This window comes from Endozoicomonas elysicola (assembly GCF_000710775.1).
In the GTDB taxonomy this organism is placed as follows: Bacteria; Pseudomonadota; Gammaproteobacteria; order Pseudomonadales; family Endozoicomonadaceae; genus Endozoicomonas; species Endozoicomonas elysicola.
The window spans coordinates 4086264-4105163 of record NZ_JOJP01000001.1 but is presented as its reverse complement, the minus strand read 5'-3'; the positions used below and the strand labels follow the sequence as shown (position 1 = coordinate 4105163).

General features: G+C 46.6%; 12 protein-coding genes and 2 tRNA genes. 8 read left to right on the top strand and 6 right to left on the bottom strand.

The features are described 5' to 3' along the window. Window positions 1-3 precede the first annotated feature (3 nt). Window positions 4-79 (top strand) — tRNA-Val (locus GV64_RS17285). A 64-nt stretch (window positions 80-143) separates the two neighbouring features. Further along, window positions 144-220: transfer RNA gene (locus GV64_RS17280), tRNA-Asp, on the top strand. Between the two features lie 114 nt (window positions 221-334). On the opposite strand, the gene GV64_RS17275 is transcribed toward GV64_RS17280, so the two are convergent. Further along, complete coding sequence (locus GV64_RS17275) at window positions 335-1078, bottom strand: hypothetical protein (RefSeq protein ID WP_152554106.1); 744 nt, start codon at window positions 1076-1078, stop codon at window positions 335-337. 820 nt (window positions 1079-1898) lie between these two features. On the opposite strand from GV64_RS17275, the gene dcm reads away from it, so the two are divergent. From dcm to GV64_RS17255, 4 genes are all read left to right on the top strand, one after another. Next, a complete protein-coding gene (gene dcm / locus GV64_RS17270) occupies window positions 1899-3119 on the top strand; it encodes a DNA (cytosine-5-)-methyltransferase (protein ID WP_020583677.1) in 1221 nt (406 codons plus the stop codon). After that, window positions 3116-5062, top strand: a complete 1947-nt coding sequence (locus tag GV64_RS25650; RefSeq protein ID WP_020583678.1) for an McrB family protein — start codon at window positions 3116-3118, stop codon at window positions 5060-5062. Before dcm ends, GV64_RS25650 begins: the two co-directional genes overlap by 4 nt. Continuing rightward, window positions 5028-7406, top strand: a complete 2379-nt coding sequence (locus tag GV64_RS17260; protein WP_020583679.1) for a DUF2357 domain-containing protein — start codon at window positions 5028-5030, stop codon at window positions 7404-7406. The genes GV64_RS25650 and GV64_RS17260 overlap by 35 nt, the downstream gene beginning before the upstream one ends. A 149-nt stretch (window positions 7407-7555) precedes the next feature. Further along, window positions 7556-8014: a very short patch repair endonuclease gene (locus tag GV64_RS17255; protein ID WP_020583680.1), complete on the top strand. Its 459-nt coding sequence runs from the start codon at window positions 7556-7558 to the stop codon at window positions 8012-8014. Window positions 8015-8549: 535 nt separating this feature from the next. Here the strand turns inward: GV64_RS17255 and GV64_RS17250 are convergent. The 5 genes from GV64_RS17250 to GV64_RS17230 form a co-directional block, all read right to left on the bottom strand. After that, window positions 8550-9236, bottom strand: a complete 687-nt coding sequence (locus GV64_RS17250; protein ID WP_152554105.1) for a hypothetical protein — start codon at window positions 9234-9236, stop codon at window positions 8550-8552. 401 nt (window positions 9237-9637) lie between these two features. Further along, on the bottom strand, window positions 9638-10405 hold the full coding sequence (locus GV64_RS17245; protein ID WP_152554104.1) for an efflux RND transporter periplasmic adaptor subunit: 768 nt from the start codon (window positions 10403-10405) through the stop codon (window positions 9638-9640). Between the two features lie 5 nt (window positions 10406-10410). Next, window positions 10411-12426 (bottom strand): preprotein translocase subunit SecA, encoded by a 2016-nt coding sequence (locus GV64_RS17240; RefSeq protein WP_020583683.1) that lies wholly within the window; start codon window positions 12424-12426, stop codon window positions 10411-10413. Next, a complete protein-coding gene (locus GV64_RS17235; RefSeq protein ID WP_020583684.1) occupies window positions 12419-14560 on the bottom strand; it encodes an efflux RND transporter periplasmic adaptor subunit in 2142 nt (713 codons plus the stop codon). The genes GV64_RS17240 and GV64_RS17235 overlap by 8 nt, the downstream gene beginning before the upstream one ends. Window positions 14561-14568: 8 nt before the next feature. Then, the gene (locus tag GV64_RS17230; protein ID WP_020583685.1) at window positions 14569-16422 is read right to left on the bottom strand and encodes an efflux RND transporter periplasmic adaptor subunit; all 1854 of its coding nucleotides are present in this window, start codon (window positions 16420-16422) and stop codon (window positions 14569-14571) included. Window positions 16423-16603: 181 nt separating this feature from the next. Here GV64_RS17230 and GV64_RS17225 point away from each other — a divergent pair, with 181 nt between their 5' ends. Together GV64_RS17225 and GV64_RS17220 are read left to right on the top strand one after the other, a co-directional pair. Beyond that, a complete protein-coding gene (locus tag GV64_RS17225) occupies window positions 16604-18037 on the top strand; it encodes a TolC family outer membrane protein (protein WP_020583686.1) in 1434 nt (477 codons plus the stop codon). A gap of 23 nt (window positions 18038-18060) precedes the next feature. Next, window positions 18061-18876: a SapC family protein gene (locus tag GV64_RS17220; RefSeq protein ID WP_020583687.1), complete on the top strand. Its 816-nt coding sequence runs from the start codon at window positions 18061-18063 to the stop codon at window positions 18874-18876. The last annotated feature ends 24 nt before the right edge of the window (window positions 18877-18900 follow it).

Sequence of the window (18900 nt, the reverse complement as noted above, 5' to 3'; positions counted from 1 at the left end):
TTTGGGTGATTAGCTCAGCTGGGAGAGCGTCTGCTTTACACGCAGAATGTCGGCGGTTCGATCCCGTCATCACCCACCAAATTCAACAACATTCGTTGTTAGCAGAGTGACCATAAGCTGAAGTTTCGGTTTATGAACGCAGCGGACCGGTAGTTCAGTTGGTTAGAATGCCGGCCTGTCACGCCGGAGGTCGCGGGTTCGAGTCCCGTCCGGTCCGCCATTTCTATAGATAAAAGCCGAAACCCTTACAATACTTGTTGTAAGGGTTTTGTCGTTTATAGCTTCTGAAAAAGGTTAAAGGTATTTGTTGGGGTTTTCGAGCTCCCTATAAGTCCTAGATCTTTTTACCGTTTATCTCTCCTCTTTGAAAAACGGAGCTATTGCTTCTTTTGGCCAATACATAAGTATGGCCGCGCGATGTAAATACTCTGATATTGGAGGCAGGAATTCCCGACTGGTTTAATAATCTCGAAAGTCTATATCCTTTTGTGGTGGCGTCATGGCCATGTGATCTGGCAACTCCAAGGATTGTAATGACCAAAAACCCTCTAAGAGGAGCCAGTAGCTCATATAATTTTTGGAAGAACTCTCTTGCCGGTTCTTCATCTTGAGGGTCAAACTTTTGAATGAAGGGAGTGTATATCAAATCAAATGCCTTCGAAGCACCGGCTTGATCTGGTGATTCATCGGTCTCTTCGACAAGTCTGTCATCAACAAGTGCACCCTGAGCACGAGTGCTGACACGCACTACCCTGTCATTAATCCAGTCAGTCAGGAAGTTATCAGAAACCCAGCCATAGGTTGGACGAGCATTTATAGAATCCGGGAATATCTCAGATTGATCTGAGGGATAGGGAAGGTTAAGAATAGAGCGAAACATTGGCTCCTCATCATAGGTACCATTAAGATCATTCAGCCAGCTTCTTAAATCATCATAGGTTATATGATCATCCTTACCTAACAGCCCTTGTGGCCAGGAATCAGGCGATGGGCTCTTCTTGATTAGTGAGTAGTTATCGTGAAAACCCGAGGTCTGTTCAATGTTGAGGCTGGTGTCTGTAGAAACCTCGGTTGTCATATCGGTGGCTACTGAACTGATGCTTCCAGGTTCTTCAGTATCTATTTCATTCCAGGATAAACAGCTTGGTATAGCGTTATCGTCCACCTGTATAACTTGATATTCATGAAGCTCTTTGCTGTTAATTGGGGAATTCTTATTGGTAATACACGAAGCCGAGAAATAAAGTACTGCTGGTGAGGATATCGGGTAAATGGATAAGTGTTGTGTTACTGAGACAATTTCAGATGGTGAAATATCCAGCTCATTTGTCGAGTCGACAGGGCTCAACCTGCCCGGTAGTAGAGATTTAGCATTCCTGGCAATAAGGGCTATTAGGGAAATCATTTACAATCGGTCGGTTCGGTTGTTTGTGCTGATTAGTGTCGTCAAACCGATTCTAAATATAGTTGAGTAGATTGCCTTTTAAGCGTAAATATTGGAAGAGTTCATAGGAGCTAGGGATGCTGCGAATAAGTCCCTTTTTTCAAAAAATCACCAGTACTCGTCGAGCCGGAAGAAGCAACCAGTTCCACTTATGGCACACAGATCGCTAATACCTCCTGCTATTCTGGCATTCAGCTATCAAAACCAGACCGCAATGCAGGTAGTGGCCAAGATAGCGATCATGGCAGGGTAAGTGATGCTGTCTCGTAGCTGGTCTGCCGAGGATCAGAGCCTGTATGTCAGTTTTGGTGGCTAATGAGTGGTGAATACAATCTTGAATGTTACGGGTTAAACAGAGAATAATAGTCGGTGAAATAAATGCTTCTCCAGCGAAGGTGGGAAGCAGTACCGTGATATTATGACGACTATTTTTCCCAAAGACAGAAGATTCTTAATGAATGATTTTTTGACCAGAGCAGAGGAAGTTTTAGCACCGGAAGCAGAAAAATATGTCCCTGAGGGTAGTACTGTAAGAGCAGTAGTGCATCAGTGGTTGCATGCTTTGGCTTATGAAAAATCATTATTTTCGGAAGGTCTCGTTGTTCGTCAGCACCTTATCGCTAAGTTGCTTGATAATGGGTTGTACGTGAACGATGAAGCTCTCAAAAGCAACCTTAAAAGAAAGCTCCAGCTTGTTCCGGTAAGTCAGCCTGAATTTACCTTCATAGATTTGTTTGCAGGTATTGGTGGCTTTAGGCTTGCTCTTCAGGAAAATGGAGGGGTCAGTGTCTTTAGTAGTGAATGGGATAAGTCAGCACAAAAAACATACTTTGATAACTATGGTGAACACCCTTTTGGCGATATCACTGCGTTGACCAATGAGTCTATAAGTGATGAGCAGTTAGGAGTTATGATACCGGATCATGATGTTCTTGCGGCAGGTTTTCCCTGTCAACCATTCAGTCATGCTGGGGTGTCTGCACGAGAGTCTATCGGTAAAAGTCATGGTTTCAAATGTACTACTCAAGGCACACTCTTTTTTGATGTTATGCGGATAGCATCAGTAAAAAAGCCAAAAGTACTTTTTTTGGAAAATGTCAGAAATATTGAGAGACATGATAAAGGGAATACCTTTCGGGTCATTAGAGAGTCGGTAGAGGAGCTAGGTTATGATTTTAAATATGCCCTAATTGACTCATCTCCCCTTGTGCCGCAAAGACGTGTTCGATGCTACATGGTCTGTTTCAGGAAAGATTTGGATGTAGACTTCAAGTTTCCATCATTCACAGGAGCGCCCAGAGTTCTCAGAGAAATCCTGGAGTATGATGCTCCTGACAGTTATACAATATCGGACAAACTTTGGCAGGGGCATATTAACAGAACCCAGCGCAATTTAGATCGTGGTACAGGTTTTACTGCGTTTACGGCCAACCTTGACAAACCTTCGAATACGCTTGTTGCTCGCTACGGTAAGGATGGTAAAGAGTGTCTGATACCTCAGGAAAATAAAAATCCTCGCCTCCTAACTCTTCGTGAATGTGCTCGGTTGCAGGGTTTTCCAGAAGAATTTGTGATGCAGCAAGCTAAAACTCCAGCATATAGGCAGTTTGGGAATTCTGTTGCTGTTCCTGTCGTTTCTGCAATAGCAAAAGAGATAGTCAAGGATCTGTTATGAATTTTCAGGAGTTCTGCGAGCAGGCAGAGGAGAAAGAGAGTAAAAGATCTCCTCAGCAGGTAACCACTAATAATACCTTTGTTATTAGCTTTACCAAAGATGGGGGAACGGCATTCAGCGTTGACCCTGTTGACATTGTTAGTTTCTTGGAATTTTTGAGAGATCGACATGAAGACTGTGTCAATATAATTGAATCTAACGAACGCTTTACGAAAGCTGGTTACCTGAACTACGAAGAGAAACCTTACAGAGCTTTCTATAAGTTCTGCTCCGAGAATAAAGATCTAAATACAATCAGTAGTCTTGGTGGTAGCCAGACAAAAGGTATAACCAAAGTTATATCTAAGCTGATTGCCTATGTTGCGGGTCTGGAATATCAAGGTGTTGATACAAGTACGCTGTTTGATAAACAATCAGTTGAAGCTGCTTTGGCAAAAATGCCTGATAGATTAACCAATCTTGAGTCTGGAAGTGGGAAGGCTGGTAATAGCAAAAATAATAAAGCCAGATTTGTGCAATGGCTCAGAAATAGTGGTTTGTCTGAACGTAGCATCAAGAGTTATTCCGATACTGCTATGAGTGTGGCAGATCAGATCGTGCAGGAAAAAGGAATATTTGAGCAGAGTCTCTATGCGCTCCTTCCAAAGCACTCCATATTGTCAGCATTAGATTTACTTGGCCAAGACCAGCTTTGGAGAGAAAAGAATGAAGCTGGTAATGGCATGTATCAGGCAGGTGTAAATAAGTATGTCGAGTTCCTCAAGCAAGAGCAGACAAAAAGCAAGAATGAGCTAAATTTACCCAAACCCTTCCTCCTTCTGGCCGGAATCTCCGGCACCGGTAAATCACGTTTTATCCGAAAGCAGGCAGAGTTCCATGATCCGGATGATCCTGAAGGGAACTTCTGTCTGATCCCGGTTAGGCCTGACTGGCATGAGCCCTCCGATCTGTTAGGTTATGTCTCCCGGGTTGATAAACCGAAATACATTGCCACCAAAGTGCTCGCGTTTATTATCCGTGCCTGGAAGTCGGTTGCGCCAGATGCCTCCGCAGCCGGAACCGGAACTCTGAATTCTGCTTCGCCTCCCTATTGGCTCTGCCTGGATGAGATGAATCTGGCACCAGTAGAGCAATATTTTGCGGATTACCTGTCGGTATTGGAAACTCGGGATTTCAACGAGGCCGGAGAGTATCGTTGTGAACCGTTGCTGGACTTGCAGGCACTGAATCAATCCGGTGACCTGAAACTTCAGGCGGATTTAGGGCTGACGGATGATCCGCTGTGGGATTACTTTCAACAGCACGGCATCGGCATACCACCCAATCTGTTGGTGGCCGGTACCGTTAATATGGATGAAACCACTCATGGTTTTTCCCGCAAGGTGATTGACCGGGCACTGACTTTGGATTATGGCGAGTTTTATCCTAATGATTATGATCAATTCTTTGAGGGACAACCGGAGAATAAAGTATTTCACTGGTCAGTGTTGACCTCGGCCAGGCGGGAGCAGCTGACAGCTACCTTCGATGCTGATGGGAAGCGTACGGTTGCCTTTCTTGACCGAGTGAATCAGGTGCTTAAACGAACCCCGTTTGAGTTGGCCTATCGCGCCCTGAACGAGTTGTTGCTCTATGTGGCGTGTTTGCAACCCAAGGATGATCAAACGCTGCAAGCGGTTTGGGATGATTTCATGATGACCAAGGTGCTACCCCGCATTGATGGTGATGAGGATAAGCTACGGGTGGTGATTGGTGATGATGCGGTTAACCTGTTGGATAAACTGACCGATGAGCTCAAAGGTTTATTGCCCGATATTTGGGATGGGCAGCGTCCGGATCTGTTCCGTGAGGTGGAAAAAGGCATTCCGTGTCGCTCCCGCAAAAAACTGGAGTGGATGAAAGCGCGGCTTGAGAGCCATACCTTTACCAGTTATTGGCCCTGAGCGAGTTGAGATTATGCCGGAACTGGCCGTTATTGAAACCGGGCATTTTGATTGCGTTATCTGGTCAAAAGATATTCGTTCCAGTCAGCGGCGGCTGGAGCGAACGCTGACGGAACGTGGCAATGCCGTACCGACTTCTGAGGTGCGGTTTTCTCCCCCGTTATTGTTAAAATATACCACAGAGCCGGTGTTTGAATTGTGTCTTGGTGAAGCCGTCTTCTTTGAAAACAAATATTACGAGATTGAGTTTCTGTTTCACCAACTACCGGAAGCGGGAGATCCGCTACCGACGGTGCAACATAAGCTAAAGGCTATTGAAGAGTCTTTTCATTTCAGTCCCCGTAGCGGCTCTTTACGGGGAAGTATCAATACGGGCAATCATGTCGGTACTTTTCAGTTTAAACTGGTCTATTCCTACCGGGGACGGCTAATCGAACAGTCGATTGCTTTTGATATTCTGCCGGTGAAGATGGATATGCAGTCAGACTTCAGGGCAATGAACGAGGCCGTTGATGCTGCATTTCCACTTTGGCGTTACTCATTGGCAGAAAGCACCAGTCATTCATTAAGCGCCGTTAAAAAGCCGCATTCCCAGTTCTTTTTGTTGTGGTTTGCACGATTTGAATCCCTTCATAAGGAGTTGTTGGCCGGACTGAAGCATGTGGTAAATGCGCCCCATAGTCGGTTGATGGAGTATAAGCACACCGTCCCGATGAGCCGGTTGAGGGGCAGGCTATCCAGACAGCAGGAAGAACGGCTGGCGCTGGAAAAGGCTAATAAAAATTATGAAAAGTCTTTTACGCTGAGCAAAAAGCGACTCCATGTGGATACACCGGAAAACCGTTTTATTAAAGCGGTGATTGGTCATGGCGCTACCAGGCTGACCCGGGTTCAACAGCTGGCGTCTCTGGCTCCGGAATCCGGTAAAGTGCGTTTTTCCGCCAGCTTTATTAAGGAGCTGGAACGTTGGCAGAAGGCTTTGCGGCATTTTCAGAAACAGCCTTTTTTCAGGGACGTTGGCGAATACCGAGGGCTGAAACGGGAGTCGTTGGTATTACAGCAAAAGCCCGGTTACTCGAAAGTTTATAAAATCTGGCAGCAGCTTAAATGGTATCTCGAGCTTCTGGACGGGGCCGATCAACTCTCTTTGCGCAATGTGGCAGAGATGTACGAAGTCTGGTGTTTTCTTGAGATACGCAGGATTATTTCGGACCTGGGCTTTGAGGAGGTTCCGTGTGGGCGGATACCTCTGGTAGACAGTGGGATCCGTGTTTCGTTGAAGGATGGGATGGCCGGAGCTTTTCATTTCAGGCGGTCTGACGGGGTGAAAATTCGTTTGGCTCATGAACCGGTATTCAGAAAGAAAGACGATCAGATCAGAACCTGGTTGGTGACTCAAAAACCGGATATTTTGCTGGAGGCTACTTTCCCTGACGGGGCCGAGATTATCTGGTTATTTGATGCCAAGTATCGGATTGAGACTCCAGCGGATGATCAGGGCACCGGCTCAGGCCCTGACCGAGTGCCCGATGATGCCATCAATCAAATGCACCGTTATCGGGATGCCTTGATTCACCGCAGTAAGTTTGATGACATAGGGTTTGTGAAAACCCGTCCGGTGTTTGGTGCCTATGTATTGTATCCGGGCTATTTCAATCAGCTTTGTGAACGCAACCCATACAGTGTCGCGATTAATGAAGTGGGTATCGGTGCTTTTAGTTTGTTACCTCAGGTTGATAACAAGGGGAGTCATTGGTTATCTGTTTTTTTGCAACGAAAACTGGGTGTTCCTGAGACAAAATATCCGTATGCGACCAGTGAACGGTATTTTGTGGAGGACGCTGCACGAATTCCGGGTAAAGGTTACTCCATCACTCATTATCAGGGGTTGACTATTCTGGCAAGCCAGTTGGGGCCGGCTCGGAATCAGGAGTATATAAACCAGTTTGAAAACGGCGATGCTCGGTTTTATCACACAAAGCTCGTTGCCTTTGAGCGACAGAAAATTCAGCAACATATTGCTACCGAAGCTCGCTATCTTGCAGTGGCTCTGGATGACGATGATGGAGTTCATCGACGGGTGGACTATATTTATCCGATCCTGAAAGCAGAACGGGTGCAAAGGGGCAACCTTACGGAAGAGCAGACGGGTACTCCGGTTGTTGCTAATCCGGATGAGTGGTTCTGGCTCTTTAGCCTCGGGTCTGCCTTGCGTTTGAAAATGCCGTTGTGGCAACAGAGTAAGGTGCATTTTGAGTTAAAGCTGGTCTCTCGGGATGACCTGACAGCAGGTTATGGATGGGATGATCTGCCCGAACTTTATTCATCGTTAGTGAAGAAATAAGGGGGGGCAGATTTTTGTGGTAGGTAAACAATGATCTTTCCGTCAGATTGACTCGTCTAACGGCATTTGTCTGTTAATAGATATAAGTTGACGAGCCTTACGAATAAACTCTCTGAACCGGATAGTACAGACTCATCTCTGGCATCAACATGACAGATGTTCATACGCCTGCCATACGCAGTAAAAATATGCAGGCAGTCAGAAACCGGAACACCAAGCCAGAGCTGTTGGTGCGAAAGCTGTTGTACTCCAGAGGTTTCCGTTTTCGGCTAAATGTCAAAACGCTACCAGCTAAGCCTGATATTGTTTTTCCAAAATATCGGGCCATTATTCTGGTCAATGGCTGCTTCTGGCATGGACATGATTGTTTGGTATTTAAATGGCCGAAGACGAGAACGGAGTTCTGGAAGGAAAAAATAACGGGGAATCAGCAGCGAGATAAAAGAAACCTAAGGGATTTGCAAGCCGATGGCTGGAGAGTGCTGACTTTGTGGGAGTGTGCTCTTAAGGGGCGATACAAATTGCCTCTGGATGTTATTGCCGACCTGATTGAAAACTGGTTGCTGGTTGGAGGGGAAACTTCTATTGAGATACAGGGTAGCTTTTAGCTTGGGCAGCAAAGAACTCTGAACGCATTACTTTTCACTCATGCATGGGGAAAACAGAGCTAATTATGTACAATGGTACATATTTTGTTTTTATCAAAAAATTCTGCTACCGATTCGCTCCCCACCGCCATATCTTCAAACCTTTATAATACCTTTTGCAAGGGGTTTGTCGTTTCTTGGCCTTGTAGACAAAGTGTCAAACACATAATGATGAGGTCTGTAGCCTTTTATTTTTGAAGCTGCTTTTTCCGCTTTCTTACTTTTCTCGCACCTCACTGAAAAAAAATGTGGTCCGAGGCTTTGATGAATCGAAGCATTTGCCTATCTGATTCTAATGTGCATTTGTTGTGGCTTTCGGTGCTGGTCTTCTTCGGGAGCGAAGCCTTTCCTGAGTTAGGGGGCTTTTACCAGGAGTCAGGACTATAGGGAGCATGCAGAGCTAGAAAGCCGTTTTCACGTTCACAATTTTCCAAACGTTAAAGACTGGAGCCGCTAAAAAGCTGTTCAGACACTGGAAGGTTTTGATATCAGCTATTCAGGCGGCGGCAGTTGATGACTCTTCAATATATATGGACAGAAAAGGCTGCTTGTCTCGTCCTACGCCTCCGGAAATATGCCCCAAGCAATGTGAACTGTAACAGGACAGCACTTTTGACAAGTCATTTTTGATGCGCCAGTGTTGGGCTAGTTCGAGAAGGTAGGGTAATGCATCAGATACTGATAATTGGCCCTTATAACAATTGATATCAAAGGATCGTCTTGCATTATCCTCTCCAACAATCTCCAAATAAACGAGCTGTTCCCCTCTCAAAGAACGGTTTTGAAAGAGCAGGGGATTCAGGAAGTATTGGAGAATAGCCCCATTAATACCGGTGAGAGTTTTCAGGCGCTTATGCAGCTCTGGTAGTGTTAAAAGTGGGTAGCACCAGTAAATATCTTCCTTCCAGTGTTCTGGGTGATCCGTCTCCCATTTATAACCACGATTGAGCGCGAAAGGTTGTCGCTCATGTTTACCCTGTTGAATGAGGGAAATAAGAAAGTCCCAGTATTCCAGATATACTTTTAAAGTGGCTTTATCATTCAACTCCTCTATGCCGAATAATAGTGTATTTGCATTTTGAATATTGTTGAGGACCTGACGGATGACTTCCGGTGGAACATTGAGGAGTCTTAAAAATGATGACCACTCATCAAGGGTCTTCTCTTGTTTTTCAATACCCATTAGAGCTCTTCGGTCAATGATTTGGCCGGGCTTCAGCTTAATGGAGCGTTCTTGATGAAATGTAGACTGCATATTGCTGCAGCGCTGGTAGAACTGCTTTGTCTCCAGCCGTTGAAATAAAGTGTCTGTTTTAGAGGGCGTTAAATGAGACGACAGCATATATGGTTATCACAGCCTGAATTACTATGGGGGTACTAGGAGGCTGTCCGAGAATAGACTGCCCTACTACGGTGGCAGAAAATTGGTCTAAAAATTCCGTTTTGTTCGGCAAATAGAACCACTATTCACCTCACAAAACGGAATTTTTATCCTCAATTTTCTGCCATCCTCGCTACGGGCGCTATTCCCGGACAGCCTCCTAGTATACCGACACTTGTCGATCTTCCTATTCAAGCAGTCAATCACTGAATGCTCTCTGACAGCCCTGAAATTTCTATACGACACCGCGAACCTGCAATCAGTTGCTGTTGGTCATTATTAATTTCAACGGTAATCCCAAAAGTATCACTGGCTGCATCGATGACTGGGTCGAGGGTTTTTACTCGCCCGGTAAAACCTTGTTCTGAACCTTGGGTGAACAGGGTTACCGGTGTGTCTTTTTTAATCTTCCCATAAAGCTCAGCTTGAAATATGACCTGTGCATGAAGAGGGTCGAGGCTAACCACCTGTAGAAAATGAGAGTCGTCGATGTATTCTCCCGGCTCTTTAACGACATCGGTAATTACACCGGAAAAAGGGCTTCTGACCTCCCGCTGGTGTAGTCGAACCAGGGCTTCTTCCGCTTGCAGCATGGCCAGCCTTTTTTCGGTCAGCAGTTCATCCTGTTCATGGTCAGAAATCAGCTTATCTTTATAGAGTGCTTCATTTCGTTGCAGTTTTCTTACTGCAAAATTGAGCCGGGCTCTTGCGGTCTCAAGGGTTGCCTGTTCGACATCTGAGTTCAGTGACATTAAAACCTGACCCTTTTTGACCGTATCTCCCCGCTGAACTTTCAGTTCGCGGATGATGCCAGGTACTTCACTGCTCAAATCGGAGCTTTTGCTGGGTTCCAGAAGGCAGCTGAGTTGACCGAGGTTAGTTGTGCTGGTTTGTGCGAAGCCTGTTTGTGTAAAGGTCAGTATGAGGGCTGCTGATAAAAAAAACGTTATTTGTTGCTTGGTGCTGGCCATTGTGATCATACCCGCGAGTCGGTAAATGAAAGAAGGTCTCGTTGCCGATCATCACTGCGTAGCAGGTGTTTACGAGCACGTTCGTGTTTGTTTTCATATTGGCTTTGACAATAACGAAAAGCCATTAATGCAAGCCAGTGTTTCAGTGGCTGGGGGACTGGGAATGCGAACATTCGTTGAAGTCCCTTCGACAACGTCGAGCTTAATAGTGGGTCTTCCAGAGATAAAAGGAGTTCATAGCTTCCCCGGTCACCCTGACGGGCACATCGGCCAATCAGTTGTCGGTCAATGCGCGACGATTCATGCAGTCCAGTGATAATCACATGAAGGCCGCCAAGGTTATCAGTCGTCTCATCAATCTTAATATCGGTTCCTCGTCCTGCCATGCTGGTGGCAATCGTTATACAGCCAGCAGCACCGGCGTTGGCAACAATATCGGCTTCAAGCTTATCCTGCCTGGCATTAAGAAGCTGATGCTCAATACCTTCTTTTTGCATATATGCACTGAGTTGTTCGGAGCTGGCCAGTGACAATGTGCCTATCAATACTGGCCGATGTTGTGCTTTCAGTGCTTTAACCCGGGAAACAACCGCCTGCCATCTTTGTTGTTCGTTTGCGAAGGTCTGATATTTGAGAGACCGTCTTCGGCTGGTTTTGTGGGTAGGAATATCCACCACTGGCAGGTTATAAACCCGCCACAGTTCACTTCGAACATGACTGGTTGTTCCGGTCATGCCGGACAGGTGATGAAAATGGCGGAAAAAGTTTTGGAAGCTGATACTTGCCAGTGTTTCCCTTGGTGCGGACAACGAGCAGTTTTCTTTTATTTCGATAAGCTGGTGAAGGCCTCGCTCCCATGTGCGATCCGGCATCATTCGGCCGGTGTGTTCATCAATTATGATGACTTTTCTCTGTTCAGTTGAGTCATCAATCAGATAGTGCTTATCTCGCTCAAAGAGGTGCCAGGCGGTTAAAGCCTGTCTGAGCAATTCCAATCGGCGAACCCGACCTTTCCAAAGCGCTCCCAGGTTTTTTGTGAGCTCTGTTGCCTTCTGTTCGCCTGAGGGCGTGATTTCTATATGGCGCCGCTGCTGCCACACTTTATAATCTTCGGCTTCAACCAGCTCAGAAATAAGTGCCATAGCCTGAGCATACACTTCCTGCTGTGCCGCAATGGGCGCCTCTTCTCCTGAGATAATTAATGGTGTTCGGGCTTCATCCAATAAAACACTGTCTGCTTCATCAACGACGGCAAAGTGGAGCCCTCGCAGCATCAGGTCGTCTATATCGGATGGTTTATCTCGTTCAGAGTGGTTAAGCAGCCTTTGGGCGTGAAGATTGAGTGAGCTGTTTTTTCCTTTCAGCAGGATGCTGTCTTTCAAATAATCAAAAGCCAGTTCATTGTTGGTGCAGTAGACAATATCGCAGGCATATTGCATCTGCCGTTCATTTGTTGGCAGGCCCTGAATAATAATGCCAATACTGAGGCCTAGCCGTTGATAGACCGGCGTCATTAATTCAGCATCTCGCTGGGTTAAATAATCATTAACCGTCACCAAGTGGGAAGGGATGCCGGCAAGCGCTGCGGTGGCAACGGGTAACGTTGCTGTCAGTGTTTTACCTTCACCGGTCTGCATTTGACCTATATTGCCGTAAATAATGGCAAGCCCACCCAGTAACTGGGTGTCAAAATGATACATACCCAGCTCCCGACCTGATACTTCCCGTATAACCGCAAAAGCTCGAGCTACTGAAGAGTGAGTGAGCCCTCTCTGGTAGAGCGCTGTTTTCAAGCTTTGGATTTCGTTATCGAGTTCCTGATCAGAGAGAGCAGATAAGCCTGGCTGGTAGTGCTTTATTTTCCAAAGCAGTGGGTAGTACACCCAAATCTGCGCCTGAAGAGGGCGCAAAACCATTGATGTCAGCCAGCGCCAGATTCTTGCAGGCATCTGTTGCCCGGGAATCGATTTCTGAGGGCGATCCAGCGTTGAAGCGGGGCGCCGCCTTGGGAGCTTAAACATCAAACTGCCTCAGGAATAGTCGCCTAATGTCACGGTACCAGCGCCAGAATAACGGTTCTGGTTCGTGTTCAAACAGCACATGCAGACGCTCATCGAACCGTTGGCGCGGTGCATTTTCAGCGTCAATATCTACCCGGAAGTATCCCTGATAACTCTGGAGAGGATACTCACGGTCAGGCGCCAGGGCTATCAGGCCTCCACCATCCGTTGATAAAGTGTGGCTTGGCAGAGTGTGTGTTGATGAAGGGTGTTGCCGGATTATCTCGGCACTGTATTCCTGGTCTGGGCTAGAGCTAAACTTGAGTGAAACACGTTTGGTATGGTTTCTGACCTGATCAATATCGCTCTCGGAAATAACTGTGGTCAATGGCAACTGGCGATAATTGACGATATAACCCAGCACATCGCCACGCTGAAAATACTTCCCTTCTATACCTGTGCGGTCAATAACCACTAACTCACCGTTGGTGGCTCCGTTAATTGAAAGTGACTGGATACGCTCTCTGGCTTCCTGAAGCTCATTATTAATAAAGCGTACTTCCTGAGACAGGATATCAGCCTGAATCCGGTCATTAATGGCTGCCTGATATCTCAATCGGGCTTCATCGGTCTGTGCGGTCAGTACCTTTTCTCTGGCGATAAGGTCAGGAGCACTCATGGTGATAACCGGTTGTCCAGGGGATACCTGTGACCCCGTTTCTGCCAGTTGCTTCTCAATAAAACCGTTGGCCGGAGCTCGGATAATTGCTTCCTGTGGTATATACACGACACCCTGACTATAGGTTTGATAGGGCATCGGGATTACCATCAATAATGATAAAATGAGGCCGAGGCAGATACAGGAATAAAGATAAATGGTTTTTCTTTTATGCCAGAGCTGAGGGTCGGAAACTGGTTTGGCAATCATTTTGGTCATTGGCGCTAACAGGCTGCTCCAGATAGACCAGCAGGCCAGTAAGACACCAATAAAGAAATATTTGGAAGCTACCAGTAATGATATGGCTACCATGACGAACAGTCGGTAAATGTAGGACAAAATCGCATAGCCACCCAGCCAGAAGGCTTCTGAACGGCTTTGGGCAATCGACTTCAATCCTTCAACCTTCAAAAGATACTGCTTGATCAGGTAACCCACCTGGGCATTACCCCTGGCAGCAAGGTTTGGAATTTCAAGGTAGTCCGCCAGAACATAGTAGGCATCGAAACGCAGCAATGGGTTGCCATTGAAAAGCAGTGTAGAGAAGCCACCAATCAGCATCACATTGAAAGCCAGGGCCCTGACGACGCCGGGTTCAACACTGACCCATACAATCATGGCGATAGCCGACATCAGCAGTTCACCGAGAATGCCAACAGCGCCTACGATCATTCGCTGGTATTTGTTATGAAAAGAGGACGCTGCAGAAGCATCAACATAAGGCACGGGAAACATCACAAGCAGCATGATGCCCATTTCATGCACTTCACCGCCCCAGCGTTTAACTGCGTAAGCATGCCCTAACTCATGTATGAGTTTTACGAAGGGATAAACAAGGGCCATTAACAGCAAGTTTTCTGTGGCCAGTAAGCGATCACTGATATTTTCAGTCAAGGGTTCCCAGTGAGTCACTGCCAGCACGCCACCGGTTAAAATGGTGAATAAAAAGAGAATGGCGCCTAAACGACTGAAGATGGTCGTGGCAATGAGCGACGTTGCGGAAAGAAATGCCTCCGGGTCTACCAGTGGTATTCGTATACTCAGGGGGGATTTAATCTGTTGCAGCCACCTGTTACGAATGACCTGAGTTCTTTGTTTCTGTAATCGATCAATATCCGGCAGTTTATCCGTTTGAATGACATTGGCTTTATTTAGCTGTCCAACCAGTTGAATTACCTCATCCTGTGTTGGCAGGTTGTCGCCCAGTTCCTCACAGGCTATTTCCCAGATCTGCTGAAGTGTGCGAGTGCCATCCATTAGTGCAATCATCTGGTAGGCAGCAGGCTTGAAGCGGTGGAATTGACCCGTCACATGATCCTGAAGTACATACCATACTTTTTCCCGATACACATGACGGTGGATATGAGCATGCTTTCGAAGCCGGACCTTCAGGTCTGCCACTTTATACCATGAGCTACTGAACAGCGATGCCGACATCTGTCACCTCAACCCCACCAGGACCATAACTTAAGCTGTAGCCACTCTCTGGTTTGTCTTAACCAGATTCCCAGAAGATTGCGTTCATCGATGGTGATTTTACCAATGCCTTCCATACCAGGTTGAATCTGGCTGGTATCTGACAGCAGCTCTCCTTCTACAATAAAGTAGGTTGAGCCATCCAGGGCTTCGGTTAAGGGAGTAATTTTGCTGAGTTTGAAATCAAAGGGGGTTTCCGGCAGTGCTGAAAGATGAAGAGTACCGTTTTGCCCGATGTGTGCATCAGCAATACGGTTTTCCTGCACCAGCATTTTAATGCGATATTGATCCAGCTCTGATACCGACAATAAAATTTCGCCCTTAGAGATAGAGCTGCCAAGGCGTTGATCAAGATCGCCACTGACGACCAGGCCATCAAAGGGGGCTGTCAGGTTGGCCCTTTCTAACTGGGTGTTAACAAGAGCCAGCTGTGCTTCAGCCTGCTGAAGCTGGGCGTTGATGATATTGATTTTTGCCCGGTCTCTGAATGCCAGTGCTTCCTGATATTGGCGATTGAGTTTTGCCTGCTCGGAAAGCCATTTCAGTTTTTCCAGACGCAGGTCTCGATCATCGAGGCTGATGAGTAAGTCTCCAGTACTGACGGTATCACCAGCCCGGGCATGGGTGCTTTCAATGTAACCATCATAAGGAGCGACTATGGCTCGCTGAGCAGAGCTTTCAATTCTGGCCTGAGTTGACAGGCGGTAGGTGCCCGTTGCAAAGGTAAAGAACAAAGAAAGGATGATCAAAATCAGCGCTGTGAGTTTTCTTCCCGGGTGATTCGGCCCTGTAAATCGCTTCAGCTGTGTTTTTCCACTGTCTACGGCTTTTCGCCAGAGAGAGCGGTCATTCAGTTGCTTGTCGTTTAGAGATGGACTTACGAGGCTGATAATACTCTGGCAGAGTTCTACCTCTTTATCGGTAAAGGGCTTTGCAGGGCTGGTTTCAAGAACAATAGCGCCTGTTATGTTGTGTTCTGAGTAAATCGGTATCGATAATATGCTGGCATCACCCTGTAGCTCTGACAGCTTTCTATGAGCCAGAATCAACATTGACGCACTTTCTTCTTTTTGAGGAAATCGAACAGGGCTACCCTGATCAATAGATTCATCCATTACCTGTTCAATGGCACGAACCAAATTCATTTTCTTGCCAAATTGTGTGTTGTGAGACAGGTATTTCAGGGTCGCATGATGGTTGTCATATTCTCCCAGGCTGACGCGATCACAATTTAAGAGTGTGGCCAGTTCGGTCACCAACCCCATTGCTGCTGCGGGATAATCGGGTTCTGCTAACACCCTGGTGAGAATGTTGACTCGGTCAGCGGTGCATTTCTGCTCAAAAGTCAGCGCTTCAAAACGGTGTTGATAGTCAATAACCTCAAGCCCAGCGGTACTCCACTGAAGTGTGGCCATCGCTTTCTGTAATGCTTCCTGAGAGTTTGCCTGCAGGGCAATGGCCACTAAAGCAATTGGCCTGTTTTTATTTGGAGAGTTATCGTTTGATTTTACCGGATAGAGCAGGGCAAACGTTTCATTAGTGTTTCCGTCACTTTCCAGTGTGCTGATTTGAGGTTGATCCCAGTGGGAGAGCTGACTGGCAAGTGCTTCCAATCTGGAGAAGTTGCTTGAATTCTCCTGCCAGGATGCCACGTTTAAGAGAGTATTATTGGTTTGAACCATGATCAGGCTGCAATGCAGTCCGTCGATCATGTAATTCTGCCCCAGCAGCCACTCCTTATAGTAGTCAGTGGATGACATGGCATTCAGTTGACTGGCGTTTTTTAACGTTTTTCTGGAGTCCGTAACTGCTTCTTCATCCATTGGCATTCGCTTCTATACGGCTGATGACTTTAAAAAAGCCATGATAAAACTAGGTGTATTATTTAGTTAACCGATGCACATTTCTTCTTGAAAGCGTTTGATATTTATTTTTTAATTTACGGGTAAATAAAATACCAACAAAAAGCAAGTACGTATATACCCTGTTATGGGGTGCATTGAGATGTCAGTGCTCAAGGAGGAGTTTGTGTTTATGTCACCCGGTAGCGCAGCTACGGTTTTCAAGAGGCTCACCCTTGCTGCGGCTTGGTTGGCGATCATGCCTTTTCATTCTCAGGCTGCTGATCTGCTTGAGGTTTATAAGCAGGCGCTGGATCATGACCCTGTCTACCGCGCAGGCATGTTTGAGCATGAAGCTTCCAAAGAAATATACACTCAGGCCCGTGCTGTTTTATTGCCCAGCCTTCAGTTTGATTACAGTAAGACAAAATCAAAACAGGATATTGTCAGTTCCGATAATACCGTCTTTGCTAAAGGCAGTACCTCCTTTCCTACGGATGAACAGAGCCTGACCCTGACTCAGTCTATCTACAGTTACAGCAATTGGGCTTATTTCAAGCAGGCCAAGGCTGAAGTCAGAAAAGTGGCTGCTGATCTTGAGAATGTTAGACAGGATCTCGTTATGCGGGTTGCTGCCGTCTATTTTACGGTGTTGCGTGAAAGCGATCGTTATCAGGCAGTGGAAGCGGAAGTAAAGGCGCTGGAAAAACATTTTCAACTGGTTGATCGCAAGTTTGCTAATGGTCTTGCCAACAGTACTGATCTTCTTGATGCAGAAGCCCGCTATATGCAGGCCAAAGCCCGGCAGATTGAAACGGCCAATACACTGCATGATGCACTTCAGGGTTTAAAGGAAATTGCCGGCAAGTTGCCGGATAGTCTGGATGCTCTTGGCCAAAACCTTGCACTTCAGCGCCCTGATCCCGCGACAATGAATAGTTGGGTCAATGATGCTCAGGCAAATAATCCGGTGGTGCTATCAAGGCAGAGTGCTGTCGATGTGGCCTGGCAGGAAGTTCGTCGCCAGAAAGGGGGGCACTACCCTACGTTTGACCTGGTGGTTACCCAGAGTTCAAAAGAAACGGGTGGCTCGCTGTTTGGTGGTGGTAGTGAGATAGATTCTCGTGATGTGCTTTTTCAAGTGAGCATGCCTCTTTATTCCGGTGGTGCGGTGTCATCAAGAGTTCGGGAGTCCATTAATCGTCATTACAAAGCTCAGGATGAATTGGAGCTTGTTCTTCGTCAGATTGCTCGTGAGACTCAGGCAGCTTATACAGGAGTTGTCAGCTCAATCATTAAGGTAAATGCGCTGCAGAAGTCTGTAGAAACCTATGAAAAGGCGGCAGAGGGGAAGCGGACGGCATTTGAGTCCGGCGTAATTTCCAGTGGCAGCGTTCTGGACAGTGAGCGGGAGTTGTTTATTGCCAGAAGTGACTTCTCTGCAGCTCGCTACGATTACCTGATGAATCATCTGCGCCTTAAGCGTGCGGCAGGAAACCTGTCAGAAGCAGATATTGTTGGGATTAACCGGTTGTTGAAGGGTGTCAGTTTATCAACAGACACAAAAGCACTGTTGGCCTTTGGGGCTGAATTCTAACGTTAGGACTGAGGTAATAAATAATGAGTGTTCAACTGTTGATTTACGGACAGGTAGAAGCCGTCAATAAAAAGCGTCATTCAGACTGGTCCATTAAAGCTGAAAATAATTATGACTTTGCCCGAAGCGTTAACTCTGTCCCCTTGATGGCGGTGGAGTTTCCAAAAGCGTCTCAGGACTACGCTATTGTATTTGCCGGTAAAGACAACGATGTTGTTCCAGTGGTCGTTATGGGTGTTCGTGAAGGTGAGAACGCTTATGTTGACGAACAGGGACAATGGAAAGCGCCTTATGTGCCTGCATTTATCCGCCGCTACCCATTTGTGTTTGCAACATCCGATGAAGGGAAAACCCTGACACTCTGTCTGGATGAGACTTATGAAGGCTGCAACCAGGAAGGTCGAGGTGAGCGTCTGTTTGATGCAGAAGGTGAGCAGACTCAATACCTCGAAAAAGTATTGAGCTTCCTGCAGGACTATCAGGCTCAGTATCAACGCACGCAGTTATTCTGCAAAAAACTGAATGAGCTGGGGCTGCTGGAAGAGATGGGCGCGAAATTTACGCTGCCTGGCCAGGAAGAACGTACTCTGACCGGTTTTAAAACCATCAACCGTGAAAAGCTGAAAGGTATTCCTGCTGACGAGTTGGCTGCTCTGATGGCCAATGATGGTTTGGAACTGATTTATCTGCACCTTCAATCCCTGAATAATTTGAATAAAGTGATTGAACGACTGCCGAAGCAGGTGATCTCATCCAGTGAGATTGCAGGAGCAGAAAACAGTGCGGATGTGAACACTATGTCTGTAGAAGCAGGGTCTGCAGAAGCAGGCGTTCACTAAGGCATACCAAGCCTTGGTGTTGAT

What these genes read in the sequence shown, in the direction of transcription:
- GV64_RS17275 (WP_152554106.1), bottom strand. Translation starts at nt 1,078, where the DNA reads ATGACAACCGAGGTTTCTACAGACACCAGCCTCAACATTGAACAGACC.
- dcm (WP_020583677.1), top strand. Translation starts at nt 1,899, where the DNA reads ATGAATGATTTTTTGACCAGAGCAGAGGAAGTTTTAGCACCGGAAGCA.
- GV64_RS25650 (WP_020583678.1), top strand. Translation starts at nt 3,116, where the DNA reads ATGAATTTTCAGGAGTTCTGCGAGCAGGCAGAGGAGAAAGAGAGTAAA.
- GV64_RS17255 (WP_020583680.1), top strand. Translation starts at nt 7,556, where the DNA reads ATGACAGATGTTCATACGCCTGCCATACGCAGTAAAAATATGCAGGCA.
- GV64_RS17250 (WP_152554105.1), bottom strand. Translation starts at nt 9,236, where the DNA reads ATGGGTATTGAAAAACAAGAGAAGACCCTTGATGAGTGGTCATCATTT.
- GV64_RS17245 (WP_152554104.1), bottom strand. Translation starts at nt 10,405, where the DNA reads ATGGCCAGCACCAAGCAACAAATAACGTTTTTTTTATCAGCAGCCCTC.
- GV64_RS17240 (WP_020583683.1), bottom strand. Translation starts at nt 12,426, where the DNA reads ATGTTTAAGCTCCCAAGGCGGCGCCCCGCTTCAACGCTGGATCGCCCT.
- GV64_RS17235 (WP_020583684.1), bottom strand. Translation starts at nt 14,560, where the DNA reads ATGTCGGCATCGCTGTTCAGTAGCTCATGGTATAAAGTGGCAGACCTG.
- GV64_RS17230 (WP_020583685.1), bottom strand. Translation starts at nt 16,422, where the DNA reads ATGGATGAAGAAGCAGTTACGGACTCCAGAAAAACGTTAAAAAACGCC.
- GV64_RS17225 (WP_020583686.1), top strand. Translation starts at nt 16,604, where the DNA reads ATGTCAGTGCTCAAGGAGGAGTTTGTGTTTATGTCACCCGGTAGCGCA.
- GV64_RS17220 (WP_020583687.1), top strand. Translation starts at nt 18,061, where the DNA reads ATGAGTGTTCAACTGTTGATTTACGGACAGGTAGAAGCCGTCAATAAA.